Origin of the sequence: Nocardioides sp. CPCC 206347 (genome assembly GCF_048654605.1) — a bacterium.
Lineage (GTDB): Bacteria > Actinomycetota > Actinomycetes > Propionibacteriales > Nocardioidaceae > Nocardioides.
Window position 1 is genome coordinate 498122 of record NZ_JBMCYZ010000003.1, and the last position, 15197, is coordinate 513318.

The following is a 15197-nucleotide window of genomic DNA, read 5'->3' on the forward strand; positions in this document are numbered from 1 at the left end:
CACAATGACGTCATAGTGATGCACATGGACATCACCCCCTTCGTCGAGAGCCTTCGCCGCGACCTCCTGGCCGCTGCGGACAGCGCCGGTCCCGAGGCGCGTGAGATCGCCGAACGCCTCGGCTACGCGCTCGACCCGGCCGTGCGCCTCGCGGTGATGGAGGCGATCAGCCAGGCGGCGTCCGAGATCACGGCGGCGATGTCGAGCGGCAGCGTCGACGTACGGCTCGACGGGCGCGACCTGGACTTCGTGGTCGACGCCGGGGTGCGCCCCGAAGCGCCGGCACCGCCGCCCCCGCCCGCGCCGCCGCTGCCCCCGGGCGCGGAGGACGAGGGCCTGGCCCGGGTCAGCCTCCGGCTCCCGGAGTCGCTCAAGGCCCGCGCGGACGACGCCGCGGCGCAGGCCGGCCAGTCGCTGAACACCTGGCTGGTCAACCTGATCCGTGGCGCCACCAGTGACCACGCGATCCACGTCGACGTCGACCTCTCGAGCCTGCCCTTCGGCGGCGACTTCCCCTTCGGGGGCAAGCGCGGCAACCGCCGGATGACCGGCTGGCTCTGACCCACCCCGAGCACCCCCACGAACAAGAGGAGCACGCCATGTCCGAACCCGTCACCCGCGTCTTCGACACCCCCACCCCCGTTCACCTGTACGTCGAGAACGGCTCCGGCCGCGTCGTCGTCACCACGTCCGACCGCACCACCACCGAGGTGCGGGTGCGTGGCGCCCGCGCCACCGAGGTGACGGTCCAGGAGGAAGGTGACCGGATCAGCGTCATCGCTCCCAAGAACCGCACCGGCTTCTTCGGCGGCGACCAGCACCTCGACATCGAGATCCACGCCGGGCAGGGCAGCCACCTGGTCGCCAAGACCGGCAGCGCTGACCTGACTGCCTCGGGTCCGCTGGGCGACGTCCGCCTCAAGAGCGGGTCCGGCGAGTCCGTGCTCGACCAGGTCGACGGCGTCCTCGTCATCGACACCGGCTCGGGCGATGTCCGGGTCGCCGGTGCCGCGGGGGACCTCAAGATCCGCAGCGGTTCCGGAGATGTCGCCCTGGACCGGACCGGGGGATCGGCCTCGATCTCCACCGGCTCCGGCGACATCCGGATCGCCCACGCCCGTGGCCCGGTCGTCGTGAAGACCGGGTCCGGTGACCTCGAGATCGGTGAGGCCGAGTCCGACGTCGCGAGCACGACGGCCTCGGGTGACGTCCTGGTCCGGGCTGCCCATCGCGGCAAGATCAGCGCCAAGGGTGCGTCCGGTGACATCCGCGTCGGCGTACCCGCCGGCACGCCGGTGTGGACCGACGTCAGCACCCTCAGCGGCCGGATCTCCTCGACGCTGCAGGCCGTCGGCGAACCGGAGCCGGGTGCCGACCACCTCGAGCTGCGCGCCACGACGGTGTCCGGCGACATCGCGCTCGTCCCTGCCTGACCTGCACCCCACCCGCCCAACACACGAGAGGAGGAACGCCATGTTCGAGATGCTCAATGAGGCCCGGGTCCGCCAGGACCTTGACGACCGCATGCGCAAGGCCCGTCAACGCCGCCTCGTGGCCCGCGTGAAGACCGCTCGCCGGAGGCCCGACCGCCTGGCGTGACGACAGTCACGGGTCCGTCGTTGTGTCCTGGAGATCCAGGAGAGGGACCCCCCCATGACTTCAGCGCTGCCCCGCGTCGCCGCGGCCGCACTCACCGCGGTACTCGCCGCAGCCACCCTGCTGCCAGCGGGTACGGCGAAGGCCGCTCCCGCCCAGCCGGCGGACCGTGTCGCGGCCGCACCGCTGCCCCAGCTGCCCCAGCTGCCCCAGGTCGCGCCGACGCCCTGGAAGCCGCGGCCCGAGCAGTACAAGGCCACGGTCACCACCCGGGACATCCCGATCGTCATGGACGACGGGGTCGTCCTGCGGGGAGACCTGGTCCGACCGGCAGTGCTCGGCCAGCCGGTCCTCACGAAGCTGCCGGTGATCGTCACGATCACGGCGTACAACAAGACCGTGATGGCCTCGGGTGGCGGCGGCCTCGCCGGCGCCGGGCCTGACTACCTCGTCAAGCGCGGCTACGCGCAGCTGACGGTCGACGCGCGCGGCACCGGCTCCTCGCAGGGGCAGTGGGGCGCGTTCAGTGCCCGCGAGGGCAAGGACGCCGGCGCGATCATGAACTGGGCGGCCCGCCAGCCCTGGAGCAACGGCAAGACCGGCATGACCGGGCCGTCGTACATGGGGATCTCGCAGCTGTTCGCGGCCGCCCACCAGCCCACCGGCCTCAAGGCGATCTTCCCGCAGGTGCCCGCCGCCGACGTCTACCGCGACGTCGTCGCCTCGGGCGGCCAGATCGATGCCGGCTTCATCCCGTTGTGGCTCGGACTGGTGACCGCGACCGGCGTGATCCCGCCGGCGTACGGCCTGCAGGAGCCCGCAGCGGGCTTCAAGATGGCGACCGATCACCTGATGGGTGGCCTCAACTTCACCCTCCCGCTGGCCTTGAAGGCGCTCCTCGGCGGCGAGCCGGCGTACGACGGCCCGTTCTACCGGGAGCGCTCGCCGATCTCGATCATCGACAAGGTGAAGGTGCCGACGTTCCTGATCGGTGGCGAGTCCGACCTGTTCCAGCGCGGGACGCCGCTCGACTTCGAGCGGCTCCAGAAGAACGGCGTGCCCACCAAGTTCATCTTCGGCCCGTGGGACCACCTGCAGGGTTCTTCGGGTGCTGAGGTCGCCAAGGCCGGCTACGGCACCCTGGCCGAGCTCCAGCTGCGGTGGTTCGACCACTACATCAAGGGGATCGACGGCAAGCTCGACGCGATCGCCCCGCTCACCTACTTCGAGCAGGGCTCGGGCGCCTGGGTGAAGAAGAGCAAGTGGATCGACGCGGACCTCACGGCGAAGAAGTTCGCCCTGTCCGGCACCTCCATGGCGGGCGGCAAGGCCGGCGCGCTCACCACGGGGACGCCGGTCGCCGGCAAGTCGATCGTGGCGCCTCTTCCGGTGACCGGGCTCTGCACCCGGTCGGCGAACCAGTGGACCGCCGGGGTGCCCCAGCTGTTGCTCGCCGACCTGCCCTGCTTCCACGACAACAAGCTGAACGACCTCGGCGGCCTGACGTTCGACACCGCGCCCGTGACCAGGGCCGTGCGGATCCAGGGTCCGATCAATGCTCGGCTCTACGCCTCGTCGATCACGGGCGACGGGATGTTCTCGGTCGCGATCGAGGACGTCGCCCCGGACGGGAAGGTCAGTCGGCTCACCGGTGGCTGGCAGGTGATCTCGCACCGCGCCCTGGATGCGAGCAAGTCGCGCTACCTCGGTGGCCAGCTGCTGCAGCCGCACCACCCGTTCACGAAGGCGGCGCAGAAGAACCTCGCTCCCAACGAGATCGCGCCCATCGACGTCGAGGTGTTCCCGACCGGTGCGGTGATCCTGCCGGGTCACAAGCTCCGGATCGCGGTGCAGGCGTTCGACATCCCGCACCTGTTGTCACCGTTGACCGCCCTGCTGGGTCAGCTGGTGCCGGTGACGGTCCACACCGGTCCGTCGTACCCCTCGGCGATCACGATGGCGGTGCGCTGAGCGCACTGCAGCAACCGTCTCGAGGCTCAGGAGCGCATGGAGACGCCTTCGCGCCAGTACCCCATGAAGGCGACCTGCTTGCGGTCGAGGCCGAGGTCGTTGACCAGCTTGCGACGCAGGCCGGTGACGACCTTGGACTCGCCGGCGATCCACGCGTAGAGGCCGGCGTACGGCGCCTCGCCCGTCGGTACGGCGGTCGCCTCGGCGACCTCCTCGCCCGACGACGAGTAGACGGGGGTCTCCCACAGGTCGGGGTCGATCTCGTCCTCGGCGACGGCGAGCGCCTCGGTCGGTGCCTCACCCGTCAGGTGGGCGAGTACGGCGGCGTGCAGTGCCTCGCCGCGGGCGGCCCCGTTGCGGGGGAGCCACGACACCGCCACGTCGTTCGGGGCGGTCACGTCGGTCGGTACGTCGCCGTCGACCGGCACCTCCACGAACGCCGCACCGGTGGCGTCGGCCGGGAGGTCGCGCAGGACGCCGCGGATGGCGGGCAGGGCGGTCTCGTCGCCGACGAGGAGCAGGCGGCTCGCCTGGCCGGGCGACCACTCGATGCCGCCGAAGTCGTGGCCGCGGCGCGGCGCCATCACGATGAGCCGCTGGCCGGCCGCTGCCTGCTGGGCCCAGGCGTTGCCGACGCCGTCGAGGGCGTCGCCGTGCGCACCGTCGTGCTCGTGGGTCACGATGTCGACGATGAAGCGGGTGTCGTCACCCTCGCCGGCCACGTCGCGGATCGTGTAGGTCCGCATCGAACCGCGCTCGTCCTCGGGGATCTCCATCCAGCTGGTCCACCACGACTCGTCAGCCGCCGTGAAGTCCGGCAGGTTCCCGGCGGCGTTGGGGAAGATGACCTTGATCCGCTGGTCGAGGACCGGGCCGTCGACGCCGAAATCGGTGAGCGCGGCTCCGCCCAGCTCGACCCGGACGAACGACGGGGACACCCGCTCGGCCCGCAGCACCTCGACCTCCGTGAGCAACAGCGGGAGGGTGGCGACGTACTCGTTCTGATCGGTGGACATAAGGGCAGCCTAACCTGACTCGGCAAGGGCCACCCAGGCGGCTCAGATCTTCGTGCGGTGGAAGCTCTGGAAGGAGCGCGACGGCGTCGGGCCGCGCTGGCCCTGGTAGCGCGAGCCGTACTTCTCCGAGCCGTACGGGTGCTCGGCGGCCGAGGAGAGCCGGAAGAAGCAGACCTGCCCGATCTTCATGCCGGGCCACAGCTTGATCGGCAGGTTGGCGACGTTCGCGAGCTCGAGGGTCACGTGGCCCGAGAAGCCGGGGTCGATGAAGCCTGCGGTGGAGTGCGTCAGCAGGCCGAGGCGGCCGAGCGAGGACTTGCCCTCGAGGCGTGCCGCGACGTCATCGGGGAGCGTGACGACCTCGTACGTCGAGCCGAGCACGAACTCGCCCGGGTGCAGGATGAACGGCTCGTCGCCGATCGGCTCGATCTCGCGCGTCAGGTCCGACTGGTCCTCGGCGGGGTCGATGTGCGGGTAGCGGTGGTTCTCGAAGACCCGGAAGAACCGGTCGAGGCGCACGTCGATGGACGACGGTTGCAGCATCGAGGGGTCATAGGGTTCAAGGGCGATTCGGCCGGCGTCGAGTTCTGCCGAGATGTCGCGGTCGCTGAGCAGCACGACGGCACCCTACCCGCAGGAGGACCGATGCCCGAGGAGCAACCACAGCAGGGACTTCCCGCCGAGGAGCGTGCGCTCGCCGCCGCCCTCTTCAACGAGACGTGGGGCCTGCTCGACAAGGCCGACCGCACCGACGAGGAGACCGACCGGATGGTGCACCTGGCGCACGCGTCGCGCCTGCACTGGGACAACATCGGCACGGACGAGAACCGCGCCGGTGGCGAGTGGCAGTGCTCCCGCGTGTACGCCGTCCTCGGGCGCGCCGAGCCGGCCCTGCACCACGCGCTCCGCAGCGTTGCGTACGCCGACCGCGAGGGTGTCGCGACCTGGATGCGGGCCAGCGCGCAGGAGGCTCTCGCCCGCGCCCACCTGGTCGCGGGTGACGTGGCCGCCGCCGAGGAGGCGCGGGTGCGCGCCTGGGCGCTGCTCGATGCCGAGCACGACCAGGAGGACCGCGAGATCGTCGCGGCCGACCTGCAGTCGCTCGTCTTCCCGCCTTTGGGCTGAACGGGTCCTCCGACGCACAATGCTCGGGTGACTTTCCAGAAGTACGTCGCCCTCGGCGACTCGTTCACCGAAGGCGTCGGTGACCCCGACGCGACGCGTCCCAACGGCCTGCGCGGCTGGGCGGACCGGACCGCCGAGGTGCTCGCGGCCGAGGCCGCCGCGGCCGGCACCGGCTTCGGCTACGCCAACCTCGCCATCCGCGGCCGCAAGCTGCCCGCGATCGTGGCCGAGCAGGTCGACGAGGCGCTCGCGCTGCAGCCCGACCTCGTCACGATCCATGGTGGCGGCAACGACGTGCTCCGGCCGAAGGTCGACCTCGACGCCCTCGCGGCCGACTACGACGCGGCCGTCGGGCGGTTGAAGGCGTCGGGCGCCCATGTCGTCATGTTCACCATCGCCGACCCGCGCGACAGCGGCGTCTTCCGGTTGATGCGCGGCCGGTTCGCGATCTTCAACGAGTGGGTGCGCGAGATCGCCGAGAGCCACGACGCCACGGTCGTCGACATGTGGCGGATGCGGGGCTGGGCGCACGCCGAGGTCTTCGACGAGGACCGCCTGCACCTCAACCCCGTGGGCCACCAGCGGATCGCGATGGCGGTGCTCGACGCACTGCACGTCCCGCACGCCCTCGAACCGCTCCCGCCGATCGAGCTGCCCGTGCTCTCCGCTCGGGAGCAGCGTCAGGCCAACCTGGCGTGGGCCCGCACGCACGTCGCGCCGTGGGTGCACCGGCGCGTCACGGGCCGCTCCTCCGGCGACACCGTCGAGCCGAAGCGCCCGGCCCTCGAGCCCATCCGCTAACATCGGCCACGCTTCGGGAGACCGACGCATGCGGACGTAGCTCAGTTGGTAGAGCGCGACCTTCCCAAGGTCGATGTCGCGAGTTCGAATCTCGTCGTCCGCTCCACAGGCTGGGGTTGAATGTCTCCATGGCCACCTCGGAGCCTCCCCCCTTCACGTTCGAGCCGCGACCGTTGCGACCGTTCTGGGTCATCACCGCCCAGCTGCTGATGCTCGTCGGTGGCGTGGCTGCCGGCTACGGCATCGGGTGCACGATCATCGACGGGTACGGCGACGGCCCGGCGTCGTACATCGCGGGTGACGAGGCGGGCCTGGCCACCATCGGTGGCTGCGTCGGGGCCGTCCTCGGACTGGTGGCCTGGTCGCTGATCGTGGACCAGTACCCCCTCCAGTTCGGCATGTGGCACGCGTTGGGGACGCTCGGCCTGTCCTCCGCGCTCGGCCAGTTGCTCGCAGCCGCCGAGCTCGACGTGGAGGGGTGGTACGTCGTCGCGGCCGGCCTCTCGGCTGCCGTCGGTGTCGCCGCGTTGCTCCTGGGTGGGGCCCTGGTCGTCAGGCGCCGCAGGCGGTTCGCGCACGAGGTGGCGATGATCGCGGGAGGCGTGCCTGTCGACGCGATCGTCGTGGAACCGGGCTGGGAGCCCGACGACTTCGGTGAGGCGAGCAACGTGATCACCACGACGACGTTCCGCTTCGTGGGTCCGGACGGGACGTCGTACCTCGTCCGTCGACGGGTGACGATCCCGTCGCGTGCGCCGATCGAGAAGGACCAGCACACGACGGTCTGGTACGACCCAGAGAACCCGCTGGACGACAAGGCGATCGTCGTCGGCATCCAGCACGCGTTGCGCTGGAACGTCCCGGTGCCCGTCCCCGCGACGGCAGCGCCGCCCGTAGGGTCCTGATCATGCCGGTACTTGGAGTGGGCGGGATCTTCTTCCGCGCGCAGGACCCCGACACCCTCAACGCCTGGTACCGCGAGGTCCTCGGCATCGGTGCCGGGTGTGCCGCGGAGGACACAGGCCCGCCGGACGAGTGGTCGTGGAAGGTGCAGGGCGGCCCGCTCGTCTTCGCGCCCTTCGCCGCCGACACGGACTACTGGGCCGCGGACAAGCAGGTCATGCTCAACCTGCGGGTGAGCGACCTCGACAGCCTGCTCGAGCAACTGGCGAGCCGCGGCATCGTGGTGGTCGTCAAGCCTGAGTGGGATTCGCCGGAGGTCGGCCGCTTCGCGCGGATCCACGACCCCGAGGGCAACGCGATCGAACTGTGGGAGCCACCGGCCGATCCTGCGTGACTAGGCTGCGCGGCATGGCTGAGTTCACCGGCTTCCCTGAAGCTGCCCTCGACTTCTACGACGACCTGGAGGTCGACAACACCAAGTCGTTCTGGGACGCCCACAAGGCCATCTACGACGAGAGTGTGAAGGCGCCGATGGTGGCGCTGACCGATGCGCTGGCGCAGGAGTTCGGCGCGGCCAAGGTGTTCCGGCCCTACCGCGACGTCCGCTTCGCCAAGGACAAGACGCCGTACAAGAACCACCAGGGTGCGTTCGTCGGCGTCGGTCCCGCGACGGGTTGGTACGTCGAGGTGGCCGCGCCCGGTGTGCGGGTCGGTGGCGGCGTCTACGAGATGTCGGGGGAGCGCCTGGCTGCGATGCGCGAGGCGATGGCCGACGACAAGACCGGCCCGGCCCTCGAACGGATCCTCGGCGACCTCGAGCGGGGCGGCTTCGGGATCGCCGGCGACCGGTTGAAGACCGTGCCCCGCGGCTACGACAAGGACCACCCGCGGATCGAGCTGCTGCGCATGAAGACGGTCCTCGGGATGCAGGAGTACGGCTTCGAACCGTTCATCCACACCGCCGACCTGCTCGACCGGGTGCGCGAGGACTGGCGGCGTCTGCGCCCGCTGGTCAACTGGATCACCGAAGCCACCGCCGTTTGATGGGGTAGTCCCGGGTCAAAAGCACCGCGACTCGCGGGTTTTCGGTGCTTTTGACCCGGGACTACCGCCACTCAGGCAGAGGTGAAGCTGGCCATCGTCCGGTCCGGCTCCCAGAACGCCTTCATCGACTTCACTCGGCCGTCGTCGTGGATGACGTAGACCATGATCAGGTCGGTCACCGCGGACGAGCCGTCGGGGAACGTCGTGCGGATCTGGCCGATGTTGGCGCAGGTGTTGCTGCCCGGGTTCGCGAACGAGTCGCTGATCGTGAACTCGAACTTGTCGATCGGAGCGATCGCCTTGTCCCAGAACGCCGAGATGCCGGCGTGCCCGTGGTGGCCCTTGCCCTCCGGGTCGAACATCGAGGGGCCGACCGGGTCCTCGAGGACGGCGTCCTCGGCGTAGACGGTCAGCCACTCGGCGAGGTCGCCCTTGGCGACGGCGGAGTACGAACGCTGGGAGGCGGCGCGGGCCGGGTGCGGATCGTTCGGCGCGTTCCAGACGATGGCGTCGGAGGTGATCATGGCGCCATCGTAGACAGAATCTAGAACGTGTTCTAGTGGCGGACGCCACATGCACTGCACGCCCTTCGGCCATCGTTGGTTCACGTCGCGCTCACCGGCCCCTGCGACCGTCGGGACATGCCCAAGAAGCACAAGGCGTGGATCCACGTCGGGATGGCAGGCACGGCCGACGCGATCGAGCCCGCCCTCGCCCACCACCACGAGGCACTCGTCGAGCTCGGCGTCGCCTCGATCGCACAGACGCCCGCGGAGAGCTTCCGCGCGGCCGTTGAGCTCACCCGCTCCCACAAGGCCTGGGGCCTCAAGCGCGGCGACGTCGAGGGTCAGTGGACCCGGATGGTCCGTCGCGCGCAGAAGTCCCGCGCCGACCTGGCGTTCAGCCAGCCCCTGCTCGCCACCGCCACGGCGGACCAGATCGCCCTGCTGATCGACGCCCTCGCGGGCCACCAGGTGCACGTCGTCGTCACGACCGGCCTGGACGACGAGTCCGACGCGATCACCCGCTGGGCGGCCGCCGTACGCAAGCCGGAGCGGTTGCACGTCATCGAGACCGACGGCATGGACCCCGCGGACGTCTGGAAGGCCTTCGGCAAGGTCGTCGGCTTCGGTACGACGTCCCTGCGGCTCGACGCGGTCCCGCAGGCGACGGCCGCGGTGCAGTCGTTGCCCGAGGCCATGCGCGAGCTGGAGCGGCTCTCCCGGCGCAACGCCTCGCTCGAGGTCCGCCTCGAGGAGCTGGACCGCCGGCGCCGCAAGCTCAAGCGCAAGCTCGGCAAGCTGGACGACGTCGCCTGACCACGTGACCGCTGCCGGTCAGTTGACGCTGATCGTCAGCGGGTCGGCCGCGTCGTCGGTGTAGCCGGCCAGCCCCGACAGCGTCGCCGTCCACGCGCCGCTCGCCTTCGGGTAGACCCGTGCCGTGAAGGTGCCCGTGGCGGTCGTCGTCACGGTCGCGACGAGGGCGGAGGTCGACCCGCCGGTCGGCTGGAAGGCCACCTTCACCCGGACCCCGGGCGCCGGGAGCGTGGTGCCCGCGTACGTCCGGGTCACGGAACCGCTGATCGTCACCGAACCGCCGAGGGCGACGGAGCCGGCCGAGCGGGTCGCGGTGACGGCCGAGGTCCAGGTCCCGGCCACGACCGCGCCGATGTCGGTGCGCGTCGCCGGTTGACCGGCGGCGCCGGCGTAGGAGACGTACAGCAGCCCGCTCACCTTCAGCGGAACGGACGCGGTGAACGTGCCGTTGGTGGCCGTGGTCGCCGACCCGACCTTCACCGGTGCGCCGGTCGAGGGAGCGACGTACACGGCCACGGCCTTGCCGGCCAGCGCCGTCAGGACCCCGCCCGCATCGCGCCGCAGCGTGCCGGTGACGACCACCGCCTGTCCGTGCCCGACGTCCGTCTTGTCGACCGCGCCCGCGAGCACGGTGGCGGGGATGCGGACGGTGATCGGGCCTGCCGACGCGGTGGACGCCGTGTACGCCGTGCTGGCGGCCAGCGTCACCGAGACGGTTCCGGTCGCGGTCGGCTTCACCGTCAGGGAGTACGTGCCGTCGGCGGTGGTCTTCGCCGTCCCGAGAGTGAGGACCGTCCCGGTCGCCGTCGTCAGGCGTACGGCGAGCGCGACCCCGGACGCCGCGACGGGCGTCGCCCCGACCGACGCGGTCAGCGCGCCGGACACCGTCACGGGGTCGGCGTAGTGGACGTCGTCGTCGCCCAGGCCGGCCGAGAGCGCCGTCGTACACCGGGCAGGGGTGGCGACCAGGGCAACCGGCGCTCCGGCGGCGTAGACGGTGCCGGCAACGGTCCGGCCGCGGTACGTCGTCGACACGGTCGCGGTCTGGCCCTGCGTCGCCACGCCTGACGCGGTGGTGATCGGGGAGCCCGCGCTGGCGGGGGCCGTCATCGTCGCGGTCTGCTTCGTCAGCGGGGTGGCGAGGCCCTTCACGGGCTGCCCGCTCGCGACGTCGATGACGCGGGCGGCGAGGGGGAAGGCGGCGCCGGTGCAGACCGAGGCCGTGCCGCCGGCCGGCCACTGGCCCGCCGCGCCGAGGCTCACCGTGACGGGGCGGGCAGTTCCGGTGGCGAAGGTCAGGGGGCTGGTGATCACCTTGGTCGCGCCGGAGGAGTCGGTGAGGGTGACGGTGACGGTCGTGGCAGCGGACGCGGCCGCGCCACAGGCGACCTCGGTCTGCAGTGCGGTCGGCGTCGTGAACGAGCAGTCGGTCCGCGCGGACTTCCACTGCACCGAGGTCACCGTTCGCCCCGCGGGCAACGACGGCGCGACCGACGCCTGCGTCGCCAGGCCGGGGACGGCCGGATTGTTCACGGCGATCGTCGCGCCCAGGACCGTGGGGGCGCCCGGCGTGCCGCCGCCGGCGCCGTTGCCGCCACCGATCAGGAACCGCGAGTCGGCGGCGTTCCAGTGACTGTCGAGATAGCTGCCCGGGTCGGGGTACGTCGAGAAGTAGTCGTCGTTGTTGCAGTCGAAGAGGTATTCGCGCTCGGCCGGGCAGACCTGCTGCATCGAGAAGCCGCCGCCGTCGGCGTAGCACATCGTGTCCGACTCGTCCCAGCAGTGACCGGCGCGGGTGCCGTGCGGCGCCGTGCTCTGGACCCCGCCCAGCGTGTGCAGGAGCTCGTGGGCCTCGACCGAGTGCTGGGCGGCGCCGTCCCCGAAGCCCCAGCAGCCGGAGTCAGTCCGGGCGTACTGGGCGTAGCTGCCGTTGTTCGGGTTCGCCTGGCCGTCGCTGTCGTTGGGGTACATCGACGCCACGCCGCACAGCACCGTGGCGTCGGTCCACATGAGGTACTTGCGGGTCGGGTCGGTGTAGCCGAGCGCCTGGACGGCCGCGATGCTCGCGTTGAACGACGACAGGGCTCCGGCAGGGACGGTGACGTTCAGGACCCGGGCGACGCAGGTGCCGCCGGCCGGATCGGTGACGAAGCGGACCCGTCGTACGCCGCCGGTCAGGGCCGCGGACCGGTTGACGACGTCGTCGACGCCCGCAGCCCACAGCTGGAAGCTCGACTGGAGGGCGGCGAAGCGGTTGGTGCGGCCGGACTCGACGACGTACATGGCCTGGACGCGGTAGCCGGCGACGCCGTCGCCCTCGCACGTCACGGCGGGACTGGAGGCCGCCGCCGCGGTGGGTGCGGGGACGCCGAGCTCCTCGGCCGCGGCGTACGCGCCCTCGCTCCCGCCCTCGCGGGCGCGCAGTTCGGCGGTGGTGACCGGCTCGGTCGGGTCGACGCCCGGAGGTGCCTCGTCGGCGTGCTGGCAGGCACCCGGCAGTGACCAGCTCAGCTCGCTGCCCGTGCCGCAGCGCGCCGCCACGGAGCCGCCGTCCGGCAACCCGATGACCGCCGGCGTGACCACGGCGACGGCAAGTGCGAGGGCGACGAGCACACGGCGGACCATGTCCGTCCGATTGGCCCGTCAGGGGGCGCCCTGAGCAGTCGGTCACGAAGTCAGGCGGGGGGTCCCAAGCCGAGCGAATCGAGGCAGGCTTGCCGCCACGAGAACGAAGGACCTACGAAAGCCAACCGCGCGCGCGGCAGCGCGTCGAGAGCCGTCCTCCGGCGAGCTTGCTCGCCCTCAGCTTCGGCGAAGACGCGCTCGCGCTAATGGGGCTGCCAGGCGTCTTCGTCGGCGGTGCGGGACGTGACGGCTTCGGGGAGTACGCCGTCGGCGAGCTGCTGGATCGACACGTCCTCGAAGACCTCGCGCAGCGCGCGGCGGGCGGCGATCCAGACGTGCTGGAGGACCTCGGCCGACTCGTTGTAGTTCACGGCTTCGGGACGCAGGCCGTAGACGGAGACGAGCGGGCCGTCGACGGCGCGGATGACGTCCGCGACCGAGACGGTGTCGGCCTCGCGGGCCATCCGCCAGCCACCGGACTGGCCGCGCTGCGACATCACGATGCTGGCGCGGCGGAGGTCGGCGAGGATCGCCTGGAGGAACCCGTGAGGGATGTCCTGGAGGCGGCCGAGCTCTTCGGCGCTGACTGCCCGCCCATCGGAGCGCGAGGCCATCGCGATCAGGGCGCGCAGGGCGTAGTCGGACTTCGCGGAGACGCGCATGGACCCAAGTGTGTCAGATTGCTCGATCGATTCACTCGACCTAGGGGTCCGTGAGGGGTGCAGGCGTAGTTCGTTGGTGTGAGGCAGAACCACCCGCCCCGTGCTTGCCCGCAGCAAGCACCCCCCGTATCATTAAGTTACTGACGAGTAGCACTCTTCAATTCGAGTTAGAAACGGTGGGACAGTGAGCCACTACAAGAGCAACCTCCGCGACATCGAGTTCAACCTGTTTGAGCTCTTCAAGGTCCAGGAGTACCTCGGGACCGGCATCTACGAAGAGATGGACGCGGACACCGCACGCGAGATCCTCAGCGAGGTCGAGCGCATCGCCCGCGAGGACCTCGCCGCGTCGTACGTCGACTCGGACCGGAACCCGCCTGTCTTCGACCCCAAGACCAACACCGCGCCGCTGCCGGCGTCGTTCAAGAAGTCCTACGACACCTGGATGGAGTCCGGCTTCTGGGGACTCGGCCTCCCGGAGGAGATCGGCGGCACCACCGCGCCGCCGTCGCTCGTGTGGGCGACCGGCGAGATGGTCCTCGGTGCGCAGGCCCCGATCTGGATGTACTGCACCGGCCCGTCGATGGGTTCGGTCGTCTTCAAGAACGCCAACGGCGTTGCCCGCGACATCCGCATCGCCGAGATCATGGTCGAGCGCCTTTGGGGCGCCACGATGGTCCTCACCGAGCCCGACGCGGGCTCCGACGTGGGTGCGGGCAAGACGTTCGCCACGCCGAACGAGGACGGCTCCTGGAACATCTCCGGCGTCAAGCGCTTCATCACCAGCGCCGAGTCGGACCTGCAGGAGAACATCATGCACCTGGTCCTCGCCCGCCCGAAGGGCGTCGAGGGCATCGGCGGTCCGGGCACCAAGGGCCTCTCGCTCTTCCTGGTCCCGAAGTACCACTTCGACCACCAGAGCGGTGAGCTGACCGGCGAGCGCAACGGCGTCTACGTCACCAACGTCGAGCACAAGATGGGCATCAAGGTGTCCAACACCTGCGAGCTCACCTTCGGCGACCCGCAGGTCGGCGGCGGCGAAGCTGCCCAGGGCTGGCTGCTCGGCGAGGTCCACGACGGCATCCGCCAGATGTTCGACGTCATCGAGAACGCCCGCATGATGGTCGGCACCAAGGCCATCGCGACCCTCTCGACCGGTTACCTCAACGCGCTCGACTACGCCAAGACGCGGGTCCAGGGTGCCGACCTGACCCAGGCCGCCGACAAGGCCGCGCCGCGGGTCACGATCACCAACCACCCGGACGTCCGTCGTTCGCTGATGACCCAGAAGTCGTTCGCCGAGGCGATGCGGTCGCTGGTCATCTACACGTCGACCTGGCAGGACAAGGTCGCCATCGCGAAGGCGTCCGGCGAGCACGACAAGCTGGCCGAGGCGGTCAACGACCTGCTGCTCCCGATCGTCAAGGGCTACGGCTCGGAGCGTTCGTGGGTGCTGCTCGGCACCGAGTCGCTGCAGACCTTCGGTGGTTCGGGCTTCCTGCAGGAGTACCCGATCGAGCAGTACGTCCGCGACGCGAAGATCGACACGCTCTACGAAGGCACGACCGCCATCCAGGGCCAGGACTTCTTCTTCCGCAAGATCGTCAAGGACCAGGGCACGGCGCTCGGCCACCTGGCCAACGAGATCAAGGCGTTCGTGGAGGCCGAGGCCGGCAACGGTCGTCTCAAGAACGAGCGTGCGCTCCTCGCGACCGCGCTCGACGACGCCCAGGGCCTCGTGGGCCTGGCGATCAACGACCTGATGTCGTCCGACGTCAACTCCGGCGGCGACCTCCGCAACATCTACAAGGTCGGCCTCAACACCACGCGCATCCTGATGGCGCTCGGTGACGTGGTCTGCGCCTGGCTGCTGCTCCGCGGCGCCGAGGTGGCCCTGGAGAAGCTGGACGCTGCCGGTGGCGACAAGGCCTACTACGAGGGCAAGGTTGCTGCCGCCCAGTGGTTCGCGCAGCTCAACCTGCCGCGCATCACGGCCGAGCTCCGCATCGCCGAGGCCACGGACCTCGCGATCATGGACCTCGACGAGGCTGCGTTCTGATTCACCCCTGAATCAACGGGTACGACGGCCGTTCCGGGACCTCCCGGGGCGGCCGTTGCCCTTTTTTCGGGCCGGA

At 70.5% G+C, this 15197-nt stretch carries 16 protein-coding genes and 1 tRNA gene; 12 read left to right on the forward strand and 5 right to left on the reverse strand.

The window, feature by feature from the left end; genetic code table 11:
- Positions 1 to 24 precede the first annotated feature (24 nt).
- The 4 genes from ACOACQ_RS13885 to ACOACQ_RS13900 are packed head-to-tail and all read left to right on the forward strand — an operon-like array spanning position 25 to position 3567.
- Complete coding sequence (locus ACOACQ_RS13885; RefSeq protein ID WP_420288526.1) at positions 25 to 561, forward strand: toxin-antitoxin system HicB family antitoxin; 537 nt, start codon at positions 25 to 27, stop codon at positions 559 to 561.
- Positions 562 to 599: 38 nt separating this feature from the next.
- Complete coding sequence (locus tag ACOACQ_RS13890; RefSeq protein WP_420288527.1) at positions 600 to 1433, forward strand: DUF4097 family beta strand repeat-containing protein; 834 nt, start codon at positions 600 to 602, stop codon at positions 1431 to 1433.
- Positions 1434 to 1473: 40 nt separating this feature from the next.
- Complete coding sequence (locus ACOACQ_RS13895) at positions 1474 to 1599, forward strand: hypothetical protein (RefSeq protein ID WP_378604038.1); 126 nt, start codon at positions 1474 to 1476, stop codon at positions 1597 to 1599.
- A gap of 54 nt (positions 1600 to 1653) precedes the next feature.
- Complete coding sequence (locus ACOACQ_RS13900; protein WP_420288528.1) at positions 1654 to 3567, forward strand: CocE/NonD family hydrolase; 1914 nt, start codon at positions 1654 to 1656, stop codon at positions 3565 to 3567.
- A 26-nt stretch (positions 3568 to 3593) separates the two neighbouring features.
- Here ACOACQ_RS13900 and ACOACQ_RS13905 read toward each other — a convergent pair whose 3' ends face one another.
- Positions 3594 to 4583, reverse strand: a complete 990-nt coding sequence (locus ACOACQ_RS13905) for a siderophore-interacting protein (protein WP_420288529.1) — start codon at positions 4581 to 4583, stop codon at positions 3594 to 3596.
- Positions 4584 to 4625: 42 nt separating this feature from the next.
- Positions 4626 to 5201 carry a dCTP deaminase gene (gene dcd / locus ACOACQ_RS13910; RefSeq protein WP_378604021.1) on the reverse strand — a complete coding sequence of 192 codons (576 nt, stop codon included), beginning with the start codon at positions 5199 to 5201 and terminating at the stop codon, positions 4626 to 4628.
- Positions 5202 to 5228: 27 nt separating this feature from the next.
- On the opposite strand from dcd, the gene ACOACQ_RS13915 reads away from it, so the two are divergent.
- From ACOACQ_RS13915 to ACOACQ_RS13940, 6 genes are all read left to right on the forward strand, one after another.
- On the forward strand, positions 5229 to 5708 hold the full coding sequence (locus ACOACQ_RS13915) for a hypothetical protein (RefSeq protein ID WP_420288530.1): 480 nt from the start codon (positions 5229 to 5231) through the stop codon (positions 5706 to 5708).
- Between the two features lie 27 nt (positions 5709 to 5735).
- Positions 5736 to 6509 carry an SGNH/GDSL hydrolase family protein gene (locus tag ACOACQ_RS13920; protein ID WP_420288531.1) on the forward strand — a complete coding sequence of 258 codons (774 nt, stop codon included), beginning with the start codon at positions 5736 to 5738 and terminating at the stop codon, positions 6507 to 6509.
- Between the two features lie 30 nt (positions 6510 to 6539).
- Positions 6540 to 6615, forward strand: a tRNA-Gly gene (locus ACOACQ_RS13925).
- Positions 6616 to 6637: 22 nt separating this feature from the next.
- Entirely contained in the window at positions 6638 to 7414 is a 777-nt protein-coding gene (locus ACOACQ_RS13930) for a hypothetical protein (protein WP_420288532.1), read from the forward strand.
- A gap of 2 nt (positions 7415 to 7416) precedes the next feature.
- The gene (locus tag ACOACQ_RS13935) at positions 7417 to 7806 is read left to right on the forward strand and encodes a VOC family protein (RefSeq protein ID WP_420288533.1); all 390 of its coding nucleotides are present in this window, start codon (positions 7417 to 7419) and stop codon (positions 7804 to 7806) included.
- A 14-nt stretch (positions 7807 to 7820) separates the two neighbouring features.
- Positions 7821 to 8456, forward strand: coding sequence for a DUF2461 domain-containing protein (locus ACOACQ_RS13940; RefSeq protein ID WP_378598096.1), 636 nt, complete (start codon positions 7821 to 7823; stop codon positions 8454 to 8456).
- 71 nt (positions 8457 to 8527) lie between these two features.
- Here ACOACQ_RS13940 and ACOACQ_RS13945 read toward each other — a convergent pair whose 3' ends face one another.
- A complete protein-coding gene (locus ACOACQ_RS13945) occupies positions 8528 to 8980 on the reverse strand; it encodes a nuclear transport factor 2 family protein (RefSeq protein WP_420288534.1) in 453 nt (150 codons plus the stop codon).
- Positions 8981 to 9097: 117 nt separating this feature from the next.
- Here ACOACQ_RS13945 and ACOACQ_RS13950 point away from each other — a divergent pair, with 117 nt between their 5' ends.
- Positions 9098 to 9775 carry a hypothetical protein gene (locus tag ACOACQ_RS13950; protein ID WP_420288535.1) on the forward strand — a complete coding sequence of 226 codons (678 nt, stop codon included), beginning with the start codon at positions 9098 to 9100 and terminating at the stop codon, positions 9773 to 9775.
- An 18-nt stretch (positions 9776 to 9793) separates the two neighbouring features.
- Here the strand turns inward: ACOACQ_RS13950 and ACOACQ_RS13955 are convergent, their stop codons facing one another.
- Both ACOACQ_RS13955 and ACOACQ_RS13960 read right to left on the reverse strand, forming a co-directional pair.
- Entirely contained in the window at positions 9794 to 12400 is a 2607-nt protein-coding gene (locus ACOACQ_RS13955) for a hypothetical protein (RefSeq protein WP_420288536.1), read from the reverse strand.
- A gap of 203 nt (positions 12401 to 12603) precedes the next feature.
- Positions 12604 to 13062 carry an RrF2 family transcriptional regulator gene (locus tag ACOACQ_RS13960; RefSeq protein ID WP_182378027.1) on the reverse strand — a complete coding sequence of 153 codons (459 nt, stop codon included), beginning with the start codon at positions 13060 to 13062 and terminating at the stop codon, positions 12604 to 12606.
- A gap of 184 nt (positions 13063 to 13246) precedes the next feature.
- Between ACOACQ_RS13960 and ACOACQ_RS13965 the strand changes: the two genes are divergently transcribed.
- A complete protein-coding gene (locus ACOACQ_RS13965; RefSeq protein ID WP_378599608.1) occupies positions 13247 to 15121 on the forward strand; it encodes an acyl-CoA dehydrogenase in 1875 nt (624 codons plus the stop codon).
- Positions 15122 to 15197: the final 76 nt, after the last annotated feature.

Bases quoted from the DNA above. Each gene is read 5' to 3' on its own strand.
- ACOACQ_RS13885 (WP_420288526.1), top strand. From the start codon at position 25: ATGGACATCACCCCCTTCGTCGAGAGCCTTCGCCGCGACCTCCTGGCC.
- ACOACQ_RS13890 (WP_420288527.1), top strand. From the start codon at position 600: ATGTCCGAACCCGTCACCCGCGTCTTCGACACCCCCACCCCCGTTCAC.
- ACOACQ_RS13895 (WP_378604038.1), top strand. From the start codon at position 1,474: ATGTTCGAGATGCTCAATGAGGCCCGGGTCCGCCAGGACCTTGACGAC.
- ACOACQ_RS13900 (WP_420288528.1), top strand. From the start codon at position 1,654: ATGACTTCAGCGCTGCCCCGCGTCGCCGCGGCCGCACTCACCGCGGTA.
- ACOACQ_RS13905 (WP_420288529.1), bottom strand. From the start codon at position 4,583: ATGTCCACCGATCAGAACGAGTACGTCGCCACCCTCCCGCTGTTGCTC.
- ACOACQ_RS13915 (WP_420288530.1), top strand. From the start codon at position 5,229: ATGCCCGAGGAGCAACCACAGCAGGGACTTCCCGCCGAGGAGCGTGCG.
- ACOACQ_RS13930 (WP_420288532.1), top strand. From the start codon at position 6,638: ATGGCCACCTCGGAGCCTCCCCCCTTCACGTTCGAGCCGCGACCGTTG.
- ACOACQ_RS13935 (WP_420288533.1), top strand. From the start codon at position 7,417: ATGCCGGTACTTGGAGTGGGCGGGATCTTCTTCCGCGCGCAGGACCCC.
- ACOACQ_RS13940 (WP_378598096.1), top strand. From the start codon at position 7,821: ATGGCTGAGTTCACCGGCTTCCCTGAAGCTGCCCTCGACTTCTACGAC.
- ACOACQ_RS13945 (WP_420288534.1), bottom strand. From the start codon at position 8,980: ATGATCACCTCCGACGCCATCGTCTGGAACGCGCCGAACGATCCGCAC.
- ACOACQ_RS13950 (WP_420288535.1), top strand. From the start codon at position 9,098: ATGCCCAAGAAGCACAAGGCGTGGATCCACGTCGGGATGGCAGGCACG.
- ACOACQ_RS13955 (WP_420288536.1), bottom strand. From the start codon at position 12,400: ATGGTCCGCCGTGTGCTCGTCGCCCTCGCACTTGCCGTCGCCGTGGTC.
- ACOACQ_RS13960 (WP_182378027.1), bottom strand. From the start codon at position 13,062: ATGCGCGTCTCCGCGAAGTCCGACTACGCCCTGCGCGCCCTGATCGCG.